Origin of the sequence: Pseudochrobactrum saccharolyticum (assembly GCF_008801715.1) — a bacterium.
Lineage (GTDB): Bacteria > Pseudomonadota > Alphaproteobacteria > Rhizobiales > Rhizobiaceae > Pseudochrobactrum > Pseudochrobactrum saccharolyticum.
The window spans coordinates 133041-150864 of sequence record NZ_VZPG01000003.1 but is presented as its reverse complement, the minus strand read 5'-3'; the positions used below and the strand labels follow the sequence as shown (position 1 = coordinate 150864).

The window sequence follows — 17824 nt, the reverse complement described above, 5'->3', positions numbered from 1 at the left end:
GCCGTTGATATTCGCGATTTGAACCAAAAGTACGTTTCTGCGTTTCTAAAGAAGCGGAGGGTGAAATGTGCAATATCTATAATATTAAAATGCATAGTGCTCAGCTGAAGCAGGCCGTCGGGTCATATATTGATCTAACAAACGGCGCATCATTTGATGAAAATATCTACCCTGATTATCCGGCGCCAATATTGCGCAACAATCTGGATGGACCAGAGTTAGCATTAAGCAGATGGGGCATGCCAACCCCACAAATGTATGTCAAAGGCGCAGCTGACAAAGGTATTACCAATGTGCGCAATATCTCGTCACGTCATTGGCAGCAATGGCTGACCATTGCAAATCGGTGCCTTATTCCGGCGACATCATTCAGCGAGTATGCACAGGAGCCTGCCCCGAAGACAGGAAAGAAGCCGCTGCACTGGTTTGCAATTGATGAAACGGAACCACTGTTTTTCTTCGCAGGCATCTGGACAGAATGGATTGGTGTTAGAAAGCCATCAGAGGGCAAGCAAAATCACACCCTGTTTGCATTCCTGACCAGTGAACCGAATTCAGTCGTCGCCCCTATCCACCCAAAAGCTATGCCAGTCATTCTGACTGAGCTGGAAGAATTCAATATGTGGATGACAGCGCCATGGGAAATTGCAAAAGAGCTGCAAAGACCCTTGAGTGAATATAAGCTAAAAATACTCAATTAGGTGAATGATATTAAAGGAATAAATTATGACCGATGATAAAAATACTACACCTTTAACTGAAGATGAGGACGTCAAATTTTTAGCTGAAAATACTGACGTCTCCCCTTTACAAGCGAAAGAGCTCATTAAAAAATTTGGGCGAGATAGAAAAACGCTGCTGAAGGAAGCATTAAAATTCAAAGCAGAAGGTTAAACTTACGACCTGCTATACCTGTACCTATTGTTTTTTAATCCACCTGCTGATGAGCTCAAAAATAGCATCGCTTATCCACATTGCGCAGATGCCAACAAGAAATGCTCCAGCATGAATTGTCACATTGGTACCATCATCGGGCGGTAGTGGGAAATGAATAGCATTGAGATAGTGAACTAGCGGGCTGGTGAGATAGCCAGCCGCGAGGGCACCACATACAGGTGATGCTACAGCCTCACGAAAGGTATAGTTTTGGTGTGATAAAGCGCGAAGTACTCCGCCAGCGAACCCTGCAATAACAACCGACGCCTTAAGCCCATATGAAGTTAATGGATCCTCCATTACCAGCACCCCGCTTTCTTCCCATAGGCGTTGTGACCGGCAATGCTTTTGCCTGCATTCATGTCATTGCCCGGCAGATAAACCGCCGTTTCCGGTTTAAGGTTAATCTTCTGCCAGCCTGCGCAATTGCTCGCACTCGTCGCGCACCCCGCCAAGCTCACGGCAAAGGCTGTAGCTGTCCATGTTCCCAACTTCCTCATTAATCCCTGCCCTGTTCTGATTTGCTTGTGTGACGGCCTGTGCAACTTTGAGTGCTGCATCCTGCTTGCCGTCATGTTGTCCGAGCGCATAAAAAAAGAGGCCTGAAACTGCCCCTCCGATGACCGCACCTGTGATGTGTTGAAGACTGATCCTCATGCCGCCTGATCCTGCATGCGCTTAATAAGGAAATATGCACCTGTAGCGAACGCTCCAACCATGATGATTGCAAGCGCCCACTGGATCGGCCCCGATCCGGAAGCCATGCCGCCAAGACCGGATAAAAGACCGCCAATCGATGCCCACGCCTCTGGTTTTTTTAAGGTTTCTGTGAGAGATTGGTCTTTGGGGTTGGCCTTGGCTGAAGCAGTATACGCGTCAGTAATTGTCACTTTGCCTTTGACGAGCTGACGTGCTTGCGCTTCCACGCTCACCACCCGCTCGCGCCAGCCCCTACCGAACACCGGCCATGCTTTCAACGTCCGCATGAACCGAAGACGCTCAGCAGCATAAGCGCCGATCAGATCGCCCTTATAAGCTTTAACCGCAGCGACAGTCTGGCCGCCGACAATGCCGTCCGCAGTCACACCAACCACGCGCTGCAGCGATTTAACCGCCTGTGCGGGACCGCTGTTCACACCATAATCAAATGCCATAAAATCAATACCAACCGGAAGCAGATCGCCGCCGGATTGCACCCAATAAGAGCGCCGGTAAATCACGATAGCTTCTTCTTTGGTCAGTGTTTTCACTTCCGCAGGCGTAACACTTTGTACGCCGCGGTGTGCTGCCAACGTCCTATGTGTTATGCCGTACTTTGTAGCGCCGCCCGGGTCTTTCGGATTATTCACATATCCGCCCTCATGACCAAAGATCAAGTCAAGCGCGGTCGTTAAGGTCTCACGCATAGCGTTCCTTCCTAAAAGAAAAACCCCGCATAAGCGGGGTATGATTTATTCTTTTGATGTCAGTTGTTTTTTGTTGCGTCGCTTACGCATTTGCCATGTCAAAAAGACAATCATCACAACTGTTATTGTAGTTAATGCGACTGCACCATTATAGATAGAAATATACTCATAAACTTTCATAATCTGCCTCCTGTATTGTAAACTGGCGGAGGCTAGGAAAGTTCCGATCAGGTTTCTTATGTTATTTTTTATCCTTATCGCGCCAGCAATTTTTTCGCATTTGCCACATAGAAAACACCAACATAAAAACAGCGATCACTAATATTGAAATTAATAAATAATATACTGAGATATACTCTTGGCCATCCATTTTACTTCCTCCTATTAATACAACAGAGGCAAAGGAAGAATGTTCCATGGTCAACAGCCGCATTGAAACTGATTAAACCAAGGCAGGTATATCGCTCTATCAAGATCTGTCTTGAAAAAATGATTTCTATCACTAAATCGAAACCGTCATCCCAACTCTTCGTTCAGAATAGGAGGTTTCTGTGAGCGACCGTTTGTTTGACAAACCAGTTTACATTAAAAAAGGACGTTATCTAACATTAGAACTTACCAACGTTTACGATGCACTTATGTTCTTACATGAATGGCCCGAAGACGATCGCGACCTCATTTATGAAACTGCCTGGAAGGCATGTTGTGATGCCTATGACGGGGTAAAACCAGTAATAGCGGCACGAAACGCGATAAAGGGATTCGCCAGTAAACGTGACATACTAGATATACCTAATCCTCCAATTCCTTGGTCGGCTTCTGCACTTTCAAATAACGACCAATTACGAGTTTAGTTGTTCAGCATTAAGCCCGAAACGATGCATTCGGGCTTAATGTTATTGCTAGAGGCTGTAAGAATATTCTTTATTAAAGAGATATTGATTAGCCAGAGGTTTTCCGTTTATCCTTGCCGGCATCCCCACTAGGTTGCTTTAGATCAATACGCGTTATCCAACCTGTATTGCGGGAAAAATCATGTTGGACGGTTTCAGTTCGATATGTCCCATCGATACCTGGACGAGCGCCAGTAAGAACTACCGTTCCCTCTGGCTGTGCTTCCGAATTGCCGTCAATCGTGATCGACCCATCACCCTTGCCGCGCTCGCTGTCGGCCTTCCGGCTCTCGGAATTGCGCTTCGCCTCGTCCGCGTCTCCGGCCGGATACCGGCTCGTAAATTCGGCATTGGCTTTTTCGTCCTCGATCTCGACTTCCTCGGTTTTCCACGTCCCTGTTTTTTTATCGTACCATCGTGTTCTAGCCTTCGAGTAACGAGGGCGACCGGTCACGGGTGCGATATCCCACGAGATAAGATTTTCGCCGTAAACAGCCTGAACAACGGCAAGCTGCTGGCCTCCGGCCGAGCGCCCGCCGTTTCGTTTCGCGAGGATTGCAACGTCATTCGAAATCTTGAATGTCGCGCCGATCTCGTGGGCGACCCGCTCTCCGAAATGGATAAAGCTCTCGCCTTGCATCGCCCAATAAGGGCGGATGATAGATTTCAGTTCTTCATCGACGCGGACGTTTTCAATCCCGCCGAGCTTTGCTGCCTCCGAGAATACATCGCCGAGGTTCTTACCGTCCCAATGCTTTTGCTGTTGCTGCTTTGCCTTGCCCTGCGCGTCAAATCCCTTTCCGGAGATTGAGAGCACACGACCGGCAGAGCGGGAGCCGGAGGAGCGGACTTCATCGACGACGCCGCGAAAGACCACGGCGGCACCGGCGTCATTTGAGCCGAGGGAAACGCTCAGAATTGCCCCCTCGCTTGGCAAAAGGATCGCGCCCTCTCCATCATCAAGCTCAATCCGTATCGTGTCGCTCGACACCCCCGCCTTATCTGTAATGCTTAGATTTATCAGACGGGGGAGGAGCGCGCTTGAAATATCCTGCCCGTCAACCATGACGATACAGGTCGTCTTGCGAACCGTTGTATTCATGGATCAATCCCAAAGATGGACGACGTTTCGCTCTTTGTTTTTCAATTCAGGAGCGTCAATCGGGAAGCGAATAGAGGTTCCGACCGGAATAATCGGGCCGATATCGGCAAGGCCGGAGTTCATATCGAGGACGCGCTCGACAAAACCCATGCTTTGCCGCTTGAACCGACGCCAGACCAGCAGGGAAAGGGTAATTGCCTCACCCTTTACGACGACGGTTTCCGTGTTGCCGGTGTAAATCATCCGAGCATTCCTATCACTGTTGCAAAGAAGTCGGCATCCTGCGGCGCATCTGCGCGCCGCAGAGATATGTCAACGTCGATCACTTGCCCGACGCCCTTCGCATCGAGGTAGGAGCTTTCAGCCCCAACGCTCGTCACCACGAACCATCCGAGAGGAACACCGTCGCCACGCATGAGATATTGGGGCATACCGCTTCTGCGGATTGTATGAAGTTGCTCTAATGATCCAAGGCCACCGAGCTTGGCAGGGAATAATTTTACTGAGATCGTAAAATTCTCAGCCGCTTCTCCAACAAATTCGAGCGGCGGACGTCGACCCATTATTGGTTTTTCGACATATTCACCGCCGCTCTCGCTACTTGTTGCAGTCGGGTTGAACGGCCAGACCTCGAATTTTAAGGCTCCGAAATTCATAAGCATTATTCAACTCCTGTATCCGCATGGACGCCTGAAATTGCCGACATATCCATTTTTGGCCGTATGGTCGGGCTTATCGTGGTCGAGAGGATCGCTTGAAGTTCTCGCGCGAGAGCAACGGCTTTCGCCCTTGCCTCGGCCGCTTGAACATCAAAAGCCGCGTTGAACGCCCCCATTGTCTCGTTTGCTGCCGAAGCACCGCCCGCCGCGTCGCCTTGCGGCGTCATGTCATTAATTTGCTGGTCGAGCATTGTCCGCTCTGCCTGCAAATTCTCGCGCTCCATGTTTGGCATGTCGCGCATAGACGGGTGAGTATTCTTTTCGATCTGCGAGAGGCGAGTATCAATCGCGGCCTGTCGAGCCTGCCATTCGGCAAGATCATGGGCGCGACCTTCCTCAGGTGATACTTGCGGGGCGACGCGTTCGCTTGCGCCGATCTTTGACGGGTCGATGCCCGTCTTTTCTTTCATCCACGCATCAATTCCGCTCGTAAGCCCCCATAGATTGCCCTCTGGGTCTATAGCACCGAGTATTTCGTTAATCGTGTACGCTGTACCAACGACGCCTGCTCCCTTGATGACTTTACCAAAAAGAGAGGTTCCCTTTGTTGCTGCACCGGCAACCGTAGCGCTTGCCGCAGCCGTGCCCGCAGCGCCCGCTGCTGTCGCGCCCGTAACACCCATTGTTGCAGCGGCAACAGCAAGCGCTCCACGCCCGAACTTGGTGGCGAGCATCATCAGCGAGACAAGCGACAGGAAGAATGAGATCACGCCGCCGCCGATGATAGCAATCGGGCCGAGAGCGGCCATAATCATGATCGCATACGTCCCGAACTCTAGCAGTTTAGGATTGCTCTCAGATAGAGATTTTAACCCGTCTGCCGCCCACTTGATAGCCTCCGAGGCGGTCTTGAGAACGCCGCTTTCACCAAGCATTACGAACAGGTTTTCGATTGATGCAGTGAACGCCGCCCAATCTCCGACGATACCTTTCATCATGATTTTAGCCATGCGGTCGGTCGCGCCTTTAGCTCCATTCTCAACATCAGACAGAGCTTTATCGAGATCGCCAGCGAGGAGCGTAATCAAGCGCGAACCCTGCCGAGCGTCGAAGACGCGAGCGATATCGCCGAGGTCGGCACCCTTCTCGCGAAGGGTACGGATAAACCCGAAGAAATCGACCTCGGAGCCTGCGGCCGTCAAAGCCTCAGTAATCGTTTCGGCGAGCTTCGACTTATCCATAACGGAGCCGTCGCCGCCGATAACGTTCGTCAGCTTCTCGGTAAGTTTGCTCAATGATTTTTTGAGCGAAGGGTCATTGAGAACCTGCTCAATCTGCTTTGCGTATGAAGTCGCATCAATACCGTCCACAGCGAGCGAGGAGACAATATCTTGTGCGCTGATCTGACGTCCGCCTTTTACAAAGTCGTTGACGTTGATGTTCAAACGCTCAAGAGCGGCGAGCATTGGTTTTGTCGGGCGAACCATACGAACGAGAGCGGATCGCATTGCGACACCGGCCTCACTCGCACGGATACCATTTCGCGCCATAACCATTGACGCGGCGGATACTTCCTCAATGGACATACCCGCAGCCGCAGCCATAGGGCCGACATACTTGAAGGTTTCGCCCATCATGCGCACGTCGGTATTCGAGTTTGACGCGGCATAGGCGAGAGCGTCGTTTACGCGGGTCAGGCTTTCCGAAGCCTGCTCAACCGTCTTCATAGGCAGACGCATCGCTGTCAGGACGTTCGTAGCAATATCCGCGCTTTCTTTAATTTCAATGTCACCGGCCAGCGCGAGATTAAGCATTCCTTTCATGGAACCCATAATCTGTTCGTACTTAAAACCGGCGCGGCCGAGTTCAAAAGTGCCCTTCATGATCTCGGAGTTTGTCGCGGGGAAAAGCTCGTTTAGCTCTTTCGCGTAACTCTGGATCGATTTGCGCTGCACGTCGGTTACGTTGGTGACGGCCTGCAAGGCGTTCGACGTTTTCTCAAAGTCATAAACCGAGCGGGCACCGAAGAACGTGAGGAAACTAGCGGGCATAGAAAGCCCGCTAGTCATATTATTAAAGTTCCGGCGAAGGCGATCCGTAGCCTTACCAACGTCCGTCACCATCGTATTAATCGCGCCGCCGATAGCGAGACGGCGTGCGTTCGTGCTATCGACCGCCGTCCCGATCCCGCGGATCGAATTCGCGGCCGCACGCGCCGGAGCCGTAACGGCATCGATCAAGCGGACGGTAAGGATTGAGGTAAGGTTAGCCATTTAGATACGCCTCTGCGGAATTTTCGAAGCTGTTTCGAGCCAATCAACAAGTTCTTTGATCGGCAGATCGAGAAAGAAACTTAGGGGCGTGTTGGTGTTTGCAGCAGCAAGCGCGATTACGCGTCGCCAGTCTCCACTGTCCCACGCCCCGGAGCTTCCCCCGTGTTGAGTGCCTTCCCTGCAATGTCTTGCAGGTCTGTAACATCCAGCTCTGCGGCTGCCTCGCCAAGGCCAGCCAAGCGACTGGCAATATCAACCATTGCAGAGAAAACGGCGCTCGTCGGCGGGGTCATTTTCGCCGCGATAGCCTCAAGATCTGTTCCCGTTCCGGACAGCTTTGCAGCCGCTTCGGCGAGGACGTACTCTTGCGAGGCTTTCGCGTTAGACGAATAGAACTTCATCAGTTCCGCAACCTGATCGCCAATGGCAACCATGTCCCCGCCATTCGGACGACGGATCGTGACGGAGGAGATCGTCGCCCCGTTCACCGTAATAGGATACTTGAGATCGTGCTTATTCATTTTCTTGCCCTGAAAATGCCCGCCTTTGCGGCGGACTTATGGAGATATAAACGATTAACTGCCGTTGCTGATCCGAAGAATGTTGTTGAAATCCGGATCGGGATCGACACCACCTAGGCGGAGCGTGTTGGTGAAGAAATCCCAATAGAGTTCTTCGGAGCCATCAAAGAAAAGTTCATAGTGCAGAACTTCATTGATCGCGTATTCGTGCCCCATCGTTTCGCCGCGCGTAAACGCATCCGGCGCAACACGGGAAAGACGCCCTTCCATAATTGCTTTCGCTTCAAGAGCCTTGCCATTCTTTTTATTGCGAATAACACCATACGCGGTGAAGTTTTTCCGGATCGTGCTGCCGAGGCCGAACGAGCGCAGGAGCGGCATATCCCAACCCTTCAGCTTGAAGGTCGGTTCGAGCTTTTCAACGCCGACCCCAAATTCGACGGAAACTTTGCCGCCGCCCGGATTGTGATCAACAAGTGTTTCCTGCAAATCTGGAAGCTTTAATTCTTCCAGCGTCAAAAACTTTGAGTTCTGGGGATCGTGGTCGCCAACGAAAAGGTTCGCCGCTTCCATAATATAGATATTTGACATGACGATTTTTCCCTAAAAATCGAGAAACGTTAACGGTGGCGCTAGACCACCGCACGAACCTGATTAAGCGTCGAGGCTGGTGAGCAGGTCGTCGAGGAGCGCATCGAGCGCAGGGCGATAACGCGCTGACTGGATACCGAGATAGCGCAGGACTGGCGGCTCCTCCGCCTGAAAGGCGACGGTAAACCGGCCCAGGCGCAGTTGCTCAGGACTATTGGTGGCGCGCGTGAAATTCACACGGAAGCCGAGGAGATCGCCCGTTGCTTGGATATCGCGAAGCCCGCCTTTCATGGTGGCGAGAATGTCCTCAATTGTCCCACGGTCAATATTGCGACGGCCGAGGAAAAAGCGGAGGGTCTTGATAAACATCAGATGAATGTAATCGCGGCCTCGCACCTGATTATAGAACTGCCAAAGCGTATCTTCGGAACAAGTGTCCGTACCGACATAGAGGAACCCGCCGTCAGCAAGGGCGCCATCGGTGCTCTCGCCCCGTACGATAATGCCGATGTTTTTCGACAAAAGCTGTTGCCCTTCGGTCGCGCCGTCAAGGATCGAGAATTCAAGCGGACGGGACGGGCCGACAATACCGTAAACCGGCTGGTTCGCCCACGAATGGAACGGACGGCCCTGAAACTCATGGTCGCGGCGCACCGCAATACCAATGATTGCTGGGGATGCCGGGACGGTAACAACATCGCCGACGTCATCAATAACCTTAGCCGCAACATCGACAGGGATTATGCGCTTCGACTGGATTGTCGCACGCCATGCGCTCGCCGCAGTTTCGTCCGTTGCGGGACCGTCAACCACAGCCACAGCAAGCAGGCGGTCAAGCAAAGTCGGAAGGCCTGCAATAATCACATTTGCATCCGCCGAAGACGCAAGTTGAGATGTATATCCGGGCACGCAGATAAGACGAGGCGTAATGCCAAGCTCCGCACCTGCATTGAGCAGTGCATACATACCGGTGCGGGCGTTGATATCGCCAAGCAGGTTGACGATTGTTTCGTCCGGAGTAGCGCCCTCAGTTACGCGAACGCCGACAATTGTCGCCGCCGCCTGAAACTGACCAAGCTGCTGATTAATGAGCTTTACCGCATTGTAACCGGTGCCTGTTTTGCCCATCTTTGCGAGCTTTGCATCGTCAGACGAGTAAAAAAGAACCGGCTCATTAAGCGGAAACTCAGTCGCATCGGCGGCCGGTGCAGTAAACACAAGGCCGACAATCGACATATTCGTAACAATCGCCGGGCGCGGCTCGTTATCCATTTGGGTAATCGACAAGCCGAAGACTGGATCGCTCATTCCTCTTCTCCTGTTGAGGCGGGAACCCCGCCGAGCAATAAAAAAGGCGCGCCGAAGCGTGCCTTTCTGCTATGTTTGAATAATAAAAAACCGCCTCAAGGGCGGTGTGTTCAGTGACTTGTGATCATTGTTGGCTATGTCAGAGCCAAGCCTTGCCGCCACATTTCATCAATTTCCAGATCGCTGATATTGATGTCAGGGTCTGAGGCAAGAAACGGGAACATAGGATCCAATCGGGAAAACTGCGTTACACTGCGAAACTTATTCCGTACCGTCACTCTCTGGAGCAGGTCAGAAATATTGCGGTCAATCGCAGATTCGATTTTGTCACGCAGTCCTGGGCGGCTATCGATAATCGTATCGAAACGCCATTTTTCAAGTGGCGGCATCAGGGCGCGCTGCTCTTTGGGTGTCAGAGGTATTTCCGGCTCAACCGGATCAATCGTCCAGCTATTAGTGTCCGGATGATAGGTTGATTTCTCTGGTGGCCGTGCCGGAACAACAATGTCGTCTTCGTTCACCGGGGTGCCCGTAGCTGACGTATAAACACCGTCTGTCGGATTATAGAAAATTTTCATATCGTATCCCTTAGGCAACACGCAGAAACACTATGCGTTCGGAAGTTCGTCCCCAACCTGCGTTCACTCTAAACCGTCCCATAGTGGTGTAGGCCACTGTAAGGCTTGACCGAACGTGAGGATCATTTTTATCTACAGGAACACCCGCCTGATCCGCCCCGCCAATCATCTGCGCCCAAGTTTCCCATCCCCAATCATGTTGCCCCTCCAAATTGCGTGGGCGTCTTCGGTTATCTGTTGAGCCACCATCAGTTTTTGAAACGCAGAAGGCTAAGCATTTAGTCCAAGGCGCGACAGTTTCTCGCCATGGCCAATCCTCATTATTGAAGACGGCAAAGCCGATTTCGACCGAAGTGTTTCCCCAAGTTTTTTTATTGATGAAGTCAAAAAGAGAAGTGGTTCCCGTAAGGTTCCAAGCACTCCCAACGACGTTTCCATCTACACCTAAATAAGCCGCTCCAGCATTTAATGCCCCACCCGCACGAACCGATCCATTTGGAAAAACTTTTAAAAGATCACGTTCCCATGAACCCGTTGCGGGGTTCATCTTACTGAGTGACAGCGACCCGTCAGAAAGGAGGATAAATTCCTGAGTGCTTGCCACATCTCCGGAGAACCCAAACCCGAGGAGGTTTCGGTTTGCTGCACTATTACCATTCATGAGGGTTAGCGCGTTGCCAAAAGCGCGGCCGGTATAGTTTGGATTATGTTTATCCAACTTAGCCGCTACCTGAGCGGGAGTGGCGGCTCCAACATCGTCCGCAGTGAGGTTAATCACCGGGCCAGTTAAACCATTCACTGACAAAACCCCATCCGCTGGGGTCAGTATTTCCTGCCAGTTGGCTAAAACTGTAGCTGGCTCCAAACGTAGGATGAACGTCTTGTTCAAATCCGGACGGACAGCAATATCGCCACGTTCAGCAACCAAGGCCAGCATGGAGGCTTGCGAATTGACAACGAACGTCTCAGATATGGCCACCGGTGGTAGCTGAGATGAAGGAATTTTACCCCCAGCATCAAGAGTTGCCACACCGTTTGGAACACCTCGGTCAATGGTGCCGAGAGCATCAATATTTTGGCGTGCCCTTGATTTTTGGGCAAGGGTAAAAGCCTGAGCAGCATCAACACGCACTCTTAGTGCGAGGGCATCAGCCGTATTGTTAGCCAGTGACTGAATGCTTTGATCAATGACAGATTGCTGAGCGGTTTGTGACGCCTCAATTTCGCTCTTCACCTGATCTGTGGTGATGGCATCCGTAATGCCATAACCGCTTAGCGTGGTTGGTCTGTCAGTTATATCCGCAAAGGAATGCTTATGGCTTAGATAAGCATCCTCAAAGGCCTTGAACCGGCTGTCGATGGCTCCGAATGTGGACGCCACCTTCATCATCTCAACGATCTGTAACCCGTATGGGTTTGGGATATCCCAATGATAATTTGGCGTCTTCTCATTTGCCATATTTTACACCTTTGAAAGCAACATGCGCATGCTTTTGATTTCCGGCCGAGCCGCTGGCGTGCCGGTGATTACGACCTTTGTTTGCGCATCAAGGTTGTTTGCCGGATAGGAAGCGCGGATATAAGTTTGCTCAACCACACCGTCGCCCAAGGGCGTTGCACTGGATACATTGACCTGAACATAACTGTCCGGAACACCGATGCTGACCTGTGCGCCCGATCCTGCTGGCAGGAACGCATCGAATGTCACCAACACTTTATTGGTGTCCGTGGCATCAATAGCGCGGGTGTAATAGTCAGCCGTTGGCTGTAATTCCCCTTCCACAATCTGAACATCAGGGAACAGGAACGGGGTTACATGCTCTGATCCACGAAGTACGGCTTCCACCATAATATCTTCGTTCTGGATGTAATCCGCGAACTGGTGAATTTGTGATGGGGCAGAGGTGATGATCTCATTACGCGCTGAACGGGTCAGGCGGATAAGAACTTCAGCTTCCGGATCAGGAATTTCAACGCCGGCACGAACGATCATGTCTGACATTTTTAAAGTTTTGAAACTGCCGATAGGGATCACCCGCTCGACCGGATCAAACTTGCAGGCCAACATGTCAAACCAAAGGTCTGCCTCGTTGTGAACAGTCCATGTCGATGCATTGGAGGATGACAACAGCACGCCAACCGTGAACGGCTGACCGGTGATCACCTCGTCCGTGTCGATATCGATCTTGCCGATTTCCGCTGTATAGAGCGAATGCTCAGCATCATCTGTCAGGACAACAAATGCATATTCACGACCGGCTTCCAGATAAACCGGAAAACGGAAGCGCGCGACAAACTGTTCACCCTCAGTCAGATCAGTCGCAGGAACAAAAGCCTCGGCGAGTACAATAGAAGTCGGCATGCCCACTTCACATGTTCTGATCTGCACGAGAACAGCATTGGTATTTGATCCTTTCTTTGCACACCACAAACGGATCGCAGAGAGGCACCGTGCATTTACGAGGGTAAATGTCTGTGCCAGAGGATCGCGACCTTCACCACGGCCACCACCATCGCCACCCCGTTCGCTGACGTTATTGACGTTGGTGATGTTGTTAATCACCGTGTTGTTGATCACCGGCTGCGGCATGGTCTTGGATGAAGTCTCCAAGGCCGATGCAAGCCGGTATTCTTCAATGGTTATCTCGCCGCGGCCAACATAAGTGCAGGATGCGCGTGTATTCGCAGACCCTTCAAAGAATACCGTCTTTGAACCTGAGGGCACATTTGCAGGGATAGCGAATATCCCTGAAATAACACCATCTGCGTTTGCCGGAGCGTAGGCAGTAACCGGAAGTGCAATACCGTCGAACTCCAGAGCAGTCAGCTTTTCATTTTCAATGAATCCTTCCAGTCTGAAATTAACATCGCGCTGACGAACAAACTCTGCCTGCACGATACGCTCACCGATTTTCTCAACGCGCTGCTCCAGAGAAATTCCTGAGATATATTCACCCTCAGGGGCTTCAAAGGATTGCGTTTGCGGTGAAGTCCAGCCCGTCTGCCGATCCGTAAAAATATCGGTCGAAGGCTCGACGCTTGCACGACCGGGCATTCGTGTGAATGTCTGATACGGGTTGATCTTCTTTGAGCTGCTACGACGTGGCTGTGTGATGATCGGGTATTCCGTGTAAGCAAGACATCGGATGCCGACAAACGACGGGAACTCATGCAGCCGTGGTATAATCGGCATCGTCATTTTCCCACCGAACACCGCTGCTGTTTGCGGAATACCCTGATCCCGCATCGCATCATTACGGAGCGGATCAACAAACAGGCCGCGTTTTGCGCCGACATCACGGCCAGTGACGTCATTCTTGAGACGCTCCTGAGCAACCAGATCATAAAGATCAACGATTGCTGTGCGCATGTCCGTGATCTCATCATATGGCACGTTACGTACACCTGAGGCTTGAACAGCTGGCGGACGCCCCCAATCGTTATGGAGACGTGCCAGTTCGATCATGCTTTCCGGAATAACTGGCCGACGCGGACGGGATACAGCCGACACACCTTTGATATAGACTGGTGCGCCTGCCATATCGAGGCAGAGGGCATCAATGCGGGGCAGTTTGTAGGCATAGTCCAGCAGAACATTGGTACCGTTCGCCGCGCCCGTCACTGTGACTGTGTCACGGGTAACAGCGTCCGGCTGAATGTTTTCATTGTAACGGTATTTTACCGTGTAATTTGAACCGGGGGACGGCTCGGCGCCGTTCGGTGACCAGTCGATCTGGCCTTGCGACAGTATCCAGCTGGCCGGTGATGTATAAACAGTGCCACCCTGTTTGATTTCAAGAATGGCTGTGACTGACGGATGCTGCAGAGGATCAACCGCACCCGAGAAAGGGCCATGAAGAACCGTTTCCGTGGTTTCCTTTTCCACCACAACACGGCGGACACTTTCAATCGGTGTTTTGGAAACCTTGAAAATCTGCGTTCCGCCAGTCGCCGCTGTGAACGGATGCGGCTCGGCATCTACATTGCGCAGATCAGGCTCTTCAGTGACCTCAACCCGCATTGACTGCTGGCGTACGATCCGGCGACCGCTGACATAAGCCACACCTTCGGCAATGGATAGCACTTGCTTGCCTGCACCATTCAAACCTACAGCTGTCACATCAAAACCGGTATTCACAAAAGAGCCATTGCTCTCACGCGAATACTTTTCCAAACTTTTGTAGATTTCAGACTGATCAGTATTGGTTTCCACTGTCAGAATTTTACCGTCCCGCACCTGAAATACTGACTGCAAAGGGCGTGGGTCAGTTTCGAGCGAGTGACCCCACGTCAGAATGATCTCAACGCGTGCAGCACCTTCTTCCATAAAGGCTTCAGTACCGGGTACAGAGCCTTTCAAGCTGCTGTCTTCGATATCGGTTACAAGGTTTTCCTGTGACCGGACACCAATTACCAATTCACCGGTGTTGGGCAGTATGAAGACAGCCTCATCAACATCATGTACGAGACCACGCATATAGATCGGGCAAGCAGGAAGACGGACACGAATATGGTGTGAGTCCGGTTCATCCACAATTGGATATTGGCCGTCCATGATACGGCCGTCTTGAATGATGTAATCACCGACACGACGCACCTGATCCAGCGCGCGCGACTGCATTTCATTAATGTCAGTTGACTGAAGATAGATGCCCTGATGATCTCGCCCAAGATCTGGAAACGCAATAGCGTGCTGTCGCCGGCTACGGTCATGTCGATCACCATAGCCAGGGCGCTTGATAATGCTGTTCATGTCGCCTCTCAGACGGTTATGACGAATGTCAGGGATTGGCTGATAGACCCGTCACGCACAATAGGCTGAAAACGGTCGACCTGAATCATTGTGCCAATATTGGTGATCTCGGTGTTAGGCATAAACATTTGCCCCTCTGGCACACCGGCAGCGAAAGCGGTGCCTATCATGATGCCTGCTTCGCGAAGCGTTGTTCCTACAGCATCGGATAAATCCAACTGGAAACGCACGAATACATGCGCTGTGGGGTCAACGCTTTTGCTGTAAGCAGCACCGTCCGCCATAATAATGGTACCGGCCGGATCAGGCTTGACATAATATTTCTCACGCAGTCGGGTTACGCCCACCTGAGCAACCAAACCGGTTTGCGCAGACATCTCGGCATCTAACTGCATTTGTTCTTCGGCATTTGCCGGAGGAGGCAGGTTATCCCATGCCGCATCACCCTGACCAACGGCCAGAAACATGACACTGTCGTACAAAGCGCGTGCGAGAAACACACGTCCGTTTTGCGTAAATACAGGCATTATTGGCCTCTTTGAACTATAAGTGATGGTTTGCCGAATGGCTGATTATTGAACGGCGCATTGCGGAATGGAGTGGTCGCCTGATTGTTTAGATCAATATGGCGCGCTGATCCGCTGAGCAGTATTGCCCCTTGCTGTCTCATCGGCATTCCGAGAACTACCGGACGGATCATGCTGATATGCTGAGTGCGTTTAACTACGCCGCCGTCAAGCAGAGCAAATACAGGCTGACGCCTGTTTACTCGGAGTGACAGCACAGGCTCAGCATTCGAACGCTTGATACCGGACCAATTGTTCAAGCCTGCATCGCCATTCAGTCGGTGCTTATTGAGACGAAATGCCCGAACATCATAACCGGCAGTAAGACGCGCAAATTCTGATCGAAGCGGTTTCGATGCTTTGACAAGATGCGTGATTGGCGTAACAAAATCGGTATTACGCACCTCAAATGGTAAGTGAATCTGAAACCACCACCATTTGCTTGCTTTGGCGGGGAACTCTTCAATATCCCCGTCATGATTGATCCAGCCCAGCGCCTTGTGAATTGCAGCAGGTGTACCGATTAATCGCTGCCATTTGATCCCGTCACTAATCACAGTACGCAGGTCAGGAAGATATTCGGCAATTTCTGAGAGGCCGTATTCAGCGACAAGATAAGGTATCACCCTATCAATCGGGTGAAACTTCAACCCGCGCAACTCCACAATGCCGGGAGAAATTTCCGGAGAACGATCAAGTGCATCCGAAAATGACTTCTCTAAGAAAGTCATATTGCTCGGTAACAATGCGAATCGCTCTTTCATCAGTAATCGCGCCCCATGTAATTGAGTTTGATACTACCAATTGCAATCGCGGTACCGGCAGCAGCAACAAGCGGGACTGTCGGGGAAACCATTTCTATACGCTGTACGCCGGACAGATGAAGGCGTGCCTCGATCCAAGACGGGGTTAGATCAAAACCAATTGCAGTCTCAATACTCCAAGCCTTACGCAAAGCAGTTTCAAGCGGGGCTAGATCAGTTAACGGAGCCGACGGGAGTAACCAAACATTGGCTTCAATTTCCGTCGTACTTGTAACCGCTGCCTCAACAATTACTGTATCGTTGAGTGGGCGTACATCATCACTCATGACAATGTCCCGCACAGCGTCGAGCATTGCAGCATCCGGAATGCCGTCGTTTTCGTGCGAGAGAATTGCAACATGAATGATCGGCCAAAATTCTTCACGGAAAACAGCAACATCACGGATGCGCACGTCTGCCCGACGAGCTGCAGCCTTATACCAATTAGCTCCGCCTGCTGGTGATCGCGCCTGAATATTGAGAACGGTGCGGCTTCGCAACGCTTCATCACCCTCACCCCCCAATCGGACAACATCGTAAAATGCTGCAAGGTGCTCAAGGTCTGACCCTGTAGCAAACGCCAGCAGATTGGCCTTAGCCGCATCATTGATCCGCGCTCTTAGGAGTATTTCCCTGTAACTGCCAACTTGAAGTAACTTGTTAGCAAGTGAGCTTTCCAGAACGAGTGTCGGCTCAATAGTTGGGAATAAACGAATTAGTTCCTCTTGCATTTCAGCAAGACTTTGCTCGAATGAGATTGTTTCAATTACATCTGGCGATGAATAGCTATCAAGATTGATGGTCATATCAATACCAACCCTCGGCCAGCGGCGCCGCTTATTGTTAAATGTTTTGGACTGCCGGAAGTGAAGTTACCGATCAACGCCAAGGGGCGGTAATCGCCTTCAATACGAACGTGGAATTCACCGCTTCGGCTTACAGAAATTGGCGTGATTTTGGTAACCTTGTAACGTGGTTCCCATTGTTCAATTGCAGAAGTGACCGCAGCAAAAAAAGTAACGATTGTATCCGTTGTAAGATTTTCACCCATGAGCTTCGGTACTACAGAGCCATACCATTCACGCATGATACGTTCTCCAAAGAAGGTGGTAAGAAAGTCACCTATACATTGTTCAACGTGTTCCCAGCCGAAGATCAGCTCTCCAGTTACTCGGTTAAGGTCGACGCCGAGGGCTGCATTTTGTTCCATGCCGGTTTCTCCGAGGTTTCTCCCGCTTTACGCCGCTTGATCTTTTCCTCTTGACCCGCACCGACAGCAGTATCATCTGGCGCGAGAACGAGAGTTCCGAGCGCCAATTCGTAAGCCGCCTGATTGTCCGATAGCTCAATCCTGCCGCTGTCCGGCTTGCGCTGGCCTGCCACATAGCGACCGGCGCGTTCGGTAATGAGATAGGTCTTTTTCATAGCTGCCTCT

The 17824-nt window shown here is 51.3% G+C and carries 23 protein-coding genes; 3 read left to right on the top strand and 20 right to left on the bottom strand.

Annotation, left to right across the window (positions count from 1 at the left end; translation table 11 throughout):
• Nucleotides 1-65 precede the first annotated feature (65 nt).
• Both F7P81_RS10840 and F7P81_RS17090 read left to right on the top strand, forming a co-directional pair.
• A complete protein-coding gene (locus F7P81_RS10840) occupies nucleotides 66-701 on the top strand; it encodes an SOS response-associated peptidase (protein ID WP_151159519.1) in 636 nt (211 codons plus the stop codon).
• Nucleotides 702-726: 25 nt separating this feature from the next.
• Nucleotides 727-894, top strand: a complete 168-nt coding sequence (locus F7P81_RS17090; protein ID WP_170265252.1) for a hypothetical protein — start codon at nucleotides 727-729, stop codon at nucleotides 892-894.
• Nucleotides 895-918: 24 nt separating this feature from the next.
• On the opposite strand, the gene F7P81_RS10835 is transcribed toward F7P81_RS17090, so the two are convergent.
• The 5 genes from F7P81_RS10835 to F7P81_RS17085 form a co-directional block, all read right to left on the bottom strand.
• On the bottom strand, nucleotides 919-1236 hold the full coding sequence (locus tag F7P81_RS10835) for a hypothetical protein (protein ID WP_151159518.1): 318 nt from the start codon (nucleotides 1234-1236) through the stop codon (nucleotides 919-921).
• Nucleotides 1237-1338: 102 nt separating this feature from the next.
• Nucleotides 1339-1593 carry a hypothetical protein gene (locus F7P81_RS10830; RefSeq protein WP_083647139.1) on the bottom strand — a complete coding sequence of 85 codons (255 nt, stop codon included), beginning with the start codon at nucleotides 1591-1593 and terminating at the stop codon, nucleotides 1339-1341.
• On the bottom strand, nucleotides 1590-2342 hold the full coding sequence (locus F7P81_RS10825; RefSeq protein WP_075656828.1) for a glycoside hydrolase family 108 protein: 753 nt from the start codon (nucleotides 2340-2342) through the stop codon (nucleotides 1590-1592). The genes F7P81_RS10830 and F7P81_RS10825 overlap by 4 nt, the downstream gene beginning before the upstream one ends.
• Nucleotides 2343-2387: 45 nt before the next feature.
• Nucleotides 2388-2522 carry a hypothetical protein gene (locus F7P81_RS17225; RefSeq protein ID WP_272491729.1) on the bottom strand — a complete coding sequence of 45 codons (135 nt, stop codon included), beginning with the start codon at nucleotides 2520-2522 and terminating at the stop codon, nucleotides 2388-2390.
• Between the two features lie 61 nt (nucleotides 2523-2583).
• Complete coding sequence (locus F7P81_RS17085; protein ID WP_170265251.1) at nucleotides 2584-2760, bottom strand: hypothetical protein; 177 nt, start codon at nucleotides 2758-2760, stop codon at nucleotides 2584-2586.
• A 133-nt stretch (nucleotides 2761-2893) separates the two neighbouring features.
• Between F7P81_RS17085 and F7P81_RS10820 the strand changes: the two genes are divergently transcribed.
• Nucleotides 2894-3196 (top strand): DUF982 domain-containing protein, encoded by a 303-nt coding sequence (locus tag F7P81_RS10820; RefSeq protein ID WP_075656829.1) that lies wholly within the window; start codon nucleotides 2894-2896, stop codon nucleotides 3194-3196.
• A gap of 88 nt (nucleotides 3197-3284) precedes the next feature.
• Here F7P81_RS10820 and F7P81_RS10815 read toward each other — a convergent pair whose 3' ends face one another.
• The 15 genes from F7P81_RS10815 to F7P81_RS10745 all read right to left on the bottom strand — a co-directional run bounded on the left by F7P81_RS10815 (nucleotide 3285) and on the right by F7P81_RS10745 (nucleotide 17814).
• The gene (locus tag F7P81_RS10815; RefSeq protein WP_151159517.1) at nucleotides 3285-4337 is read right to left on the bottom strand and encodes a phage late control D family protein; all 1053 of its coding nucleotides are present in this window, start codon (nucleotides 4335-4337) and stop codon (nucleotides 3285-3287) included.
• A gap of 3 nt (nucleotides 4338-4340) precedes the next feature.
• Nucleotides 4341-4580: a tail protein X gene (locus F7P81_RS10810; RefSeq protein ID WP_151159516.1), complete on the bottom strand. Its 240-nt coding sequence runs from the start codon at nucleotides 4578-4580 to the stop codon at nucleotides 4341-4343.
• On the bottom strand, nucleotides 4577-4999 hold the full coding sequence (locus tag F7P81_RS10805) for a phage tail protein (RefSeq protein ID WP_116088426.1): 423 nt from the start codon (nucleotides 4997-4999) through the stop codon (nucleotides 4577-4579). The genes F7P81_RS10810 and F7P81_RS10805 overlap by 4 nt, the downstream gene beginning before the upstream one ends.
• Complete coding sequence (locus F7P81_RS10800) at nucleotides 4999-7269, bottom strand: phage tail tape measure protein (protein WP_151159515.1); 2271 nt, start codon at nucleotides 7267-7269, stop codon at nucleotides 4999-5001. Before F7P81_RS10800 ends, F7P81_RS10805 begins: the two co-directional genes overlap by 1 nt.
• A 116-nt stretch (nucleotides 7270-7385) precedes the next feature.
• A complete protein-coding gene (locus F7P81_RS10795) occupies nucleotides 7386-7790 on the bottom strand; it encodes a phage tail assembly protein (protein WP_151159514.1) in 405 nt (134 codons plus the stop codon).
• Between the two features lie 54 nt (nucleotides 7791-7844).
• Nucleotides 7845-8381 (bottom strand): phage major tail tube protein, encoded by a 537-nt coding sequence (locus tag F7P81_RS10790; protein ID WP_151159513.1) that lies wholly within the window; start codon nucleotides 8379-8381, stop codon nucleotides 7845-7847.
• Nucleotides 8382-8444: 63 nt separating this feature from the next.
• On the bottom strand, nucleotides 8445-9689 hold the full coding sequence (locus tag F7P81_RS10785) for a phage tail sheath protein (protein ID WP_151159512.1): 1245 nt from the start codon (nucleotides 9687-9689) through the stop codon (nucleotides 8445-8447).
• A gap of 134 nt (nucleotides 9690-9823) precedes the next feature.
• Nucleotides 9824-10267 carry a hypothetical protein gene (locus F7P81_RS10780; protein WP_151159511.1) on the bottom strand — a complete coding sequence of 148 codons (444 nt, stop codon included), beginning with the start codon at nucleotides 10265-10267 and terminating at the stop codon, nucleotides 9824-9826.
• Nucleotides 10268-10277: 10 nt separating this feature from the next.
• Nucleotides 10278-11726, bottom strand: coding sequence for a hypothetical protein (locus F7P81_RS10775; RefSeq protein ID WP_151159510.1), 1449 nt, complete (start codon nucleotides 11724-11726; stop codon nucleotides 10278-10280).
• Between the two features lie 3 nt (nucleotides 11727-11729).
• Nucleotides 11730-15020 carry a DUF4815 domain-containing protein gene (locus F7P81_RS10770; RefSeq protein ID WP_151159509.1) on the bottom strand — a complete coding sequence of 1097 codons (3291 nt, stop codon included), beginning with the start codon at nucleotides 15018-15020 and terminating at the stop codon, nucleotides 11730-11732.
• An 8-nt stretch (nucleotides 15021-15028) separates the two neighbouring features.
• Nucleotides 15029-15547, bottom strand: a complete 519-nt coding sequence (locus F7P81_RS10765; protein ID WP_151159508.1) for a hypothetical protein — start codon at nucleotides 15545-15547, stop codon at nucleotides 15029-15031.
• A complete protein-coding gene (locus F7P81_RS10760; RefSeq protein WP_151159507.1) occupies nucleotides 15547-16350 on the bottom strand; it encodes a phage tail protein in 804 nt (267 codons plus the stop codon). The genes F7P81_RS10765 and F7P81_RS10760 overlap by 1 nt, the downstream gene beginning before the upstream one ends.
• Nucleotides 16350-17195 (bottom strand): baseplate assembly protein, encoded by an 846-nt coding sequence (locus F7P81_RS10755; RefSeq protein ID WP_151159506.1) that lies wholly within the window; start codon nucleotides 17193-17195, stop codon nucleotides 16350-16352. Before F7P81_RS10755 ends, F7P81_RS10760 begins: the two co-directional genes overlap by 1 nt.
• A complete protein-coding gene (locus F7P81_RS10750) occupies nucleotides 17192-17599 on the bottom strand; it encodes a GPW/gp25 family protein (RefSeq protein ID WP_151159505.1) in 408 nt (135 codons plus the stop codon). The genes F7P81_RS10755 and F7P81_RS10750 overlap by 4 nt, the downstream gene beginning before the upstream one ends.
• Nucleotides 17557-17814 carry a hypothetical protein gene (locus tag F7P81_RS10745; protein ID WP_151159504.1) on the bottom strand — a complete coding sequence of 86 codons (258 nt, stop codon included), beginning with the start codon at nucleotides 17812-17814 and terminating at the stop codon, nucleotides 17557-17559. The genes F7P81_RS10750 and F7P81_RS10745 overlap by 43 nt, the downstream gene beginning before the upstream one ends.
• Nucleotides 17815-17824: the final 10 nt, after the last annotated feature.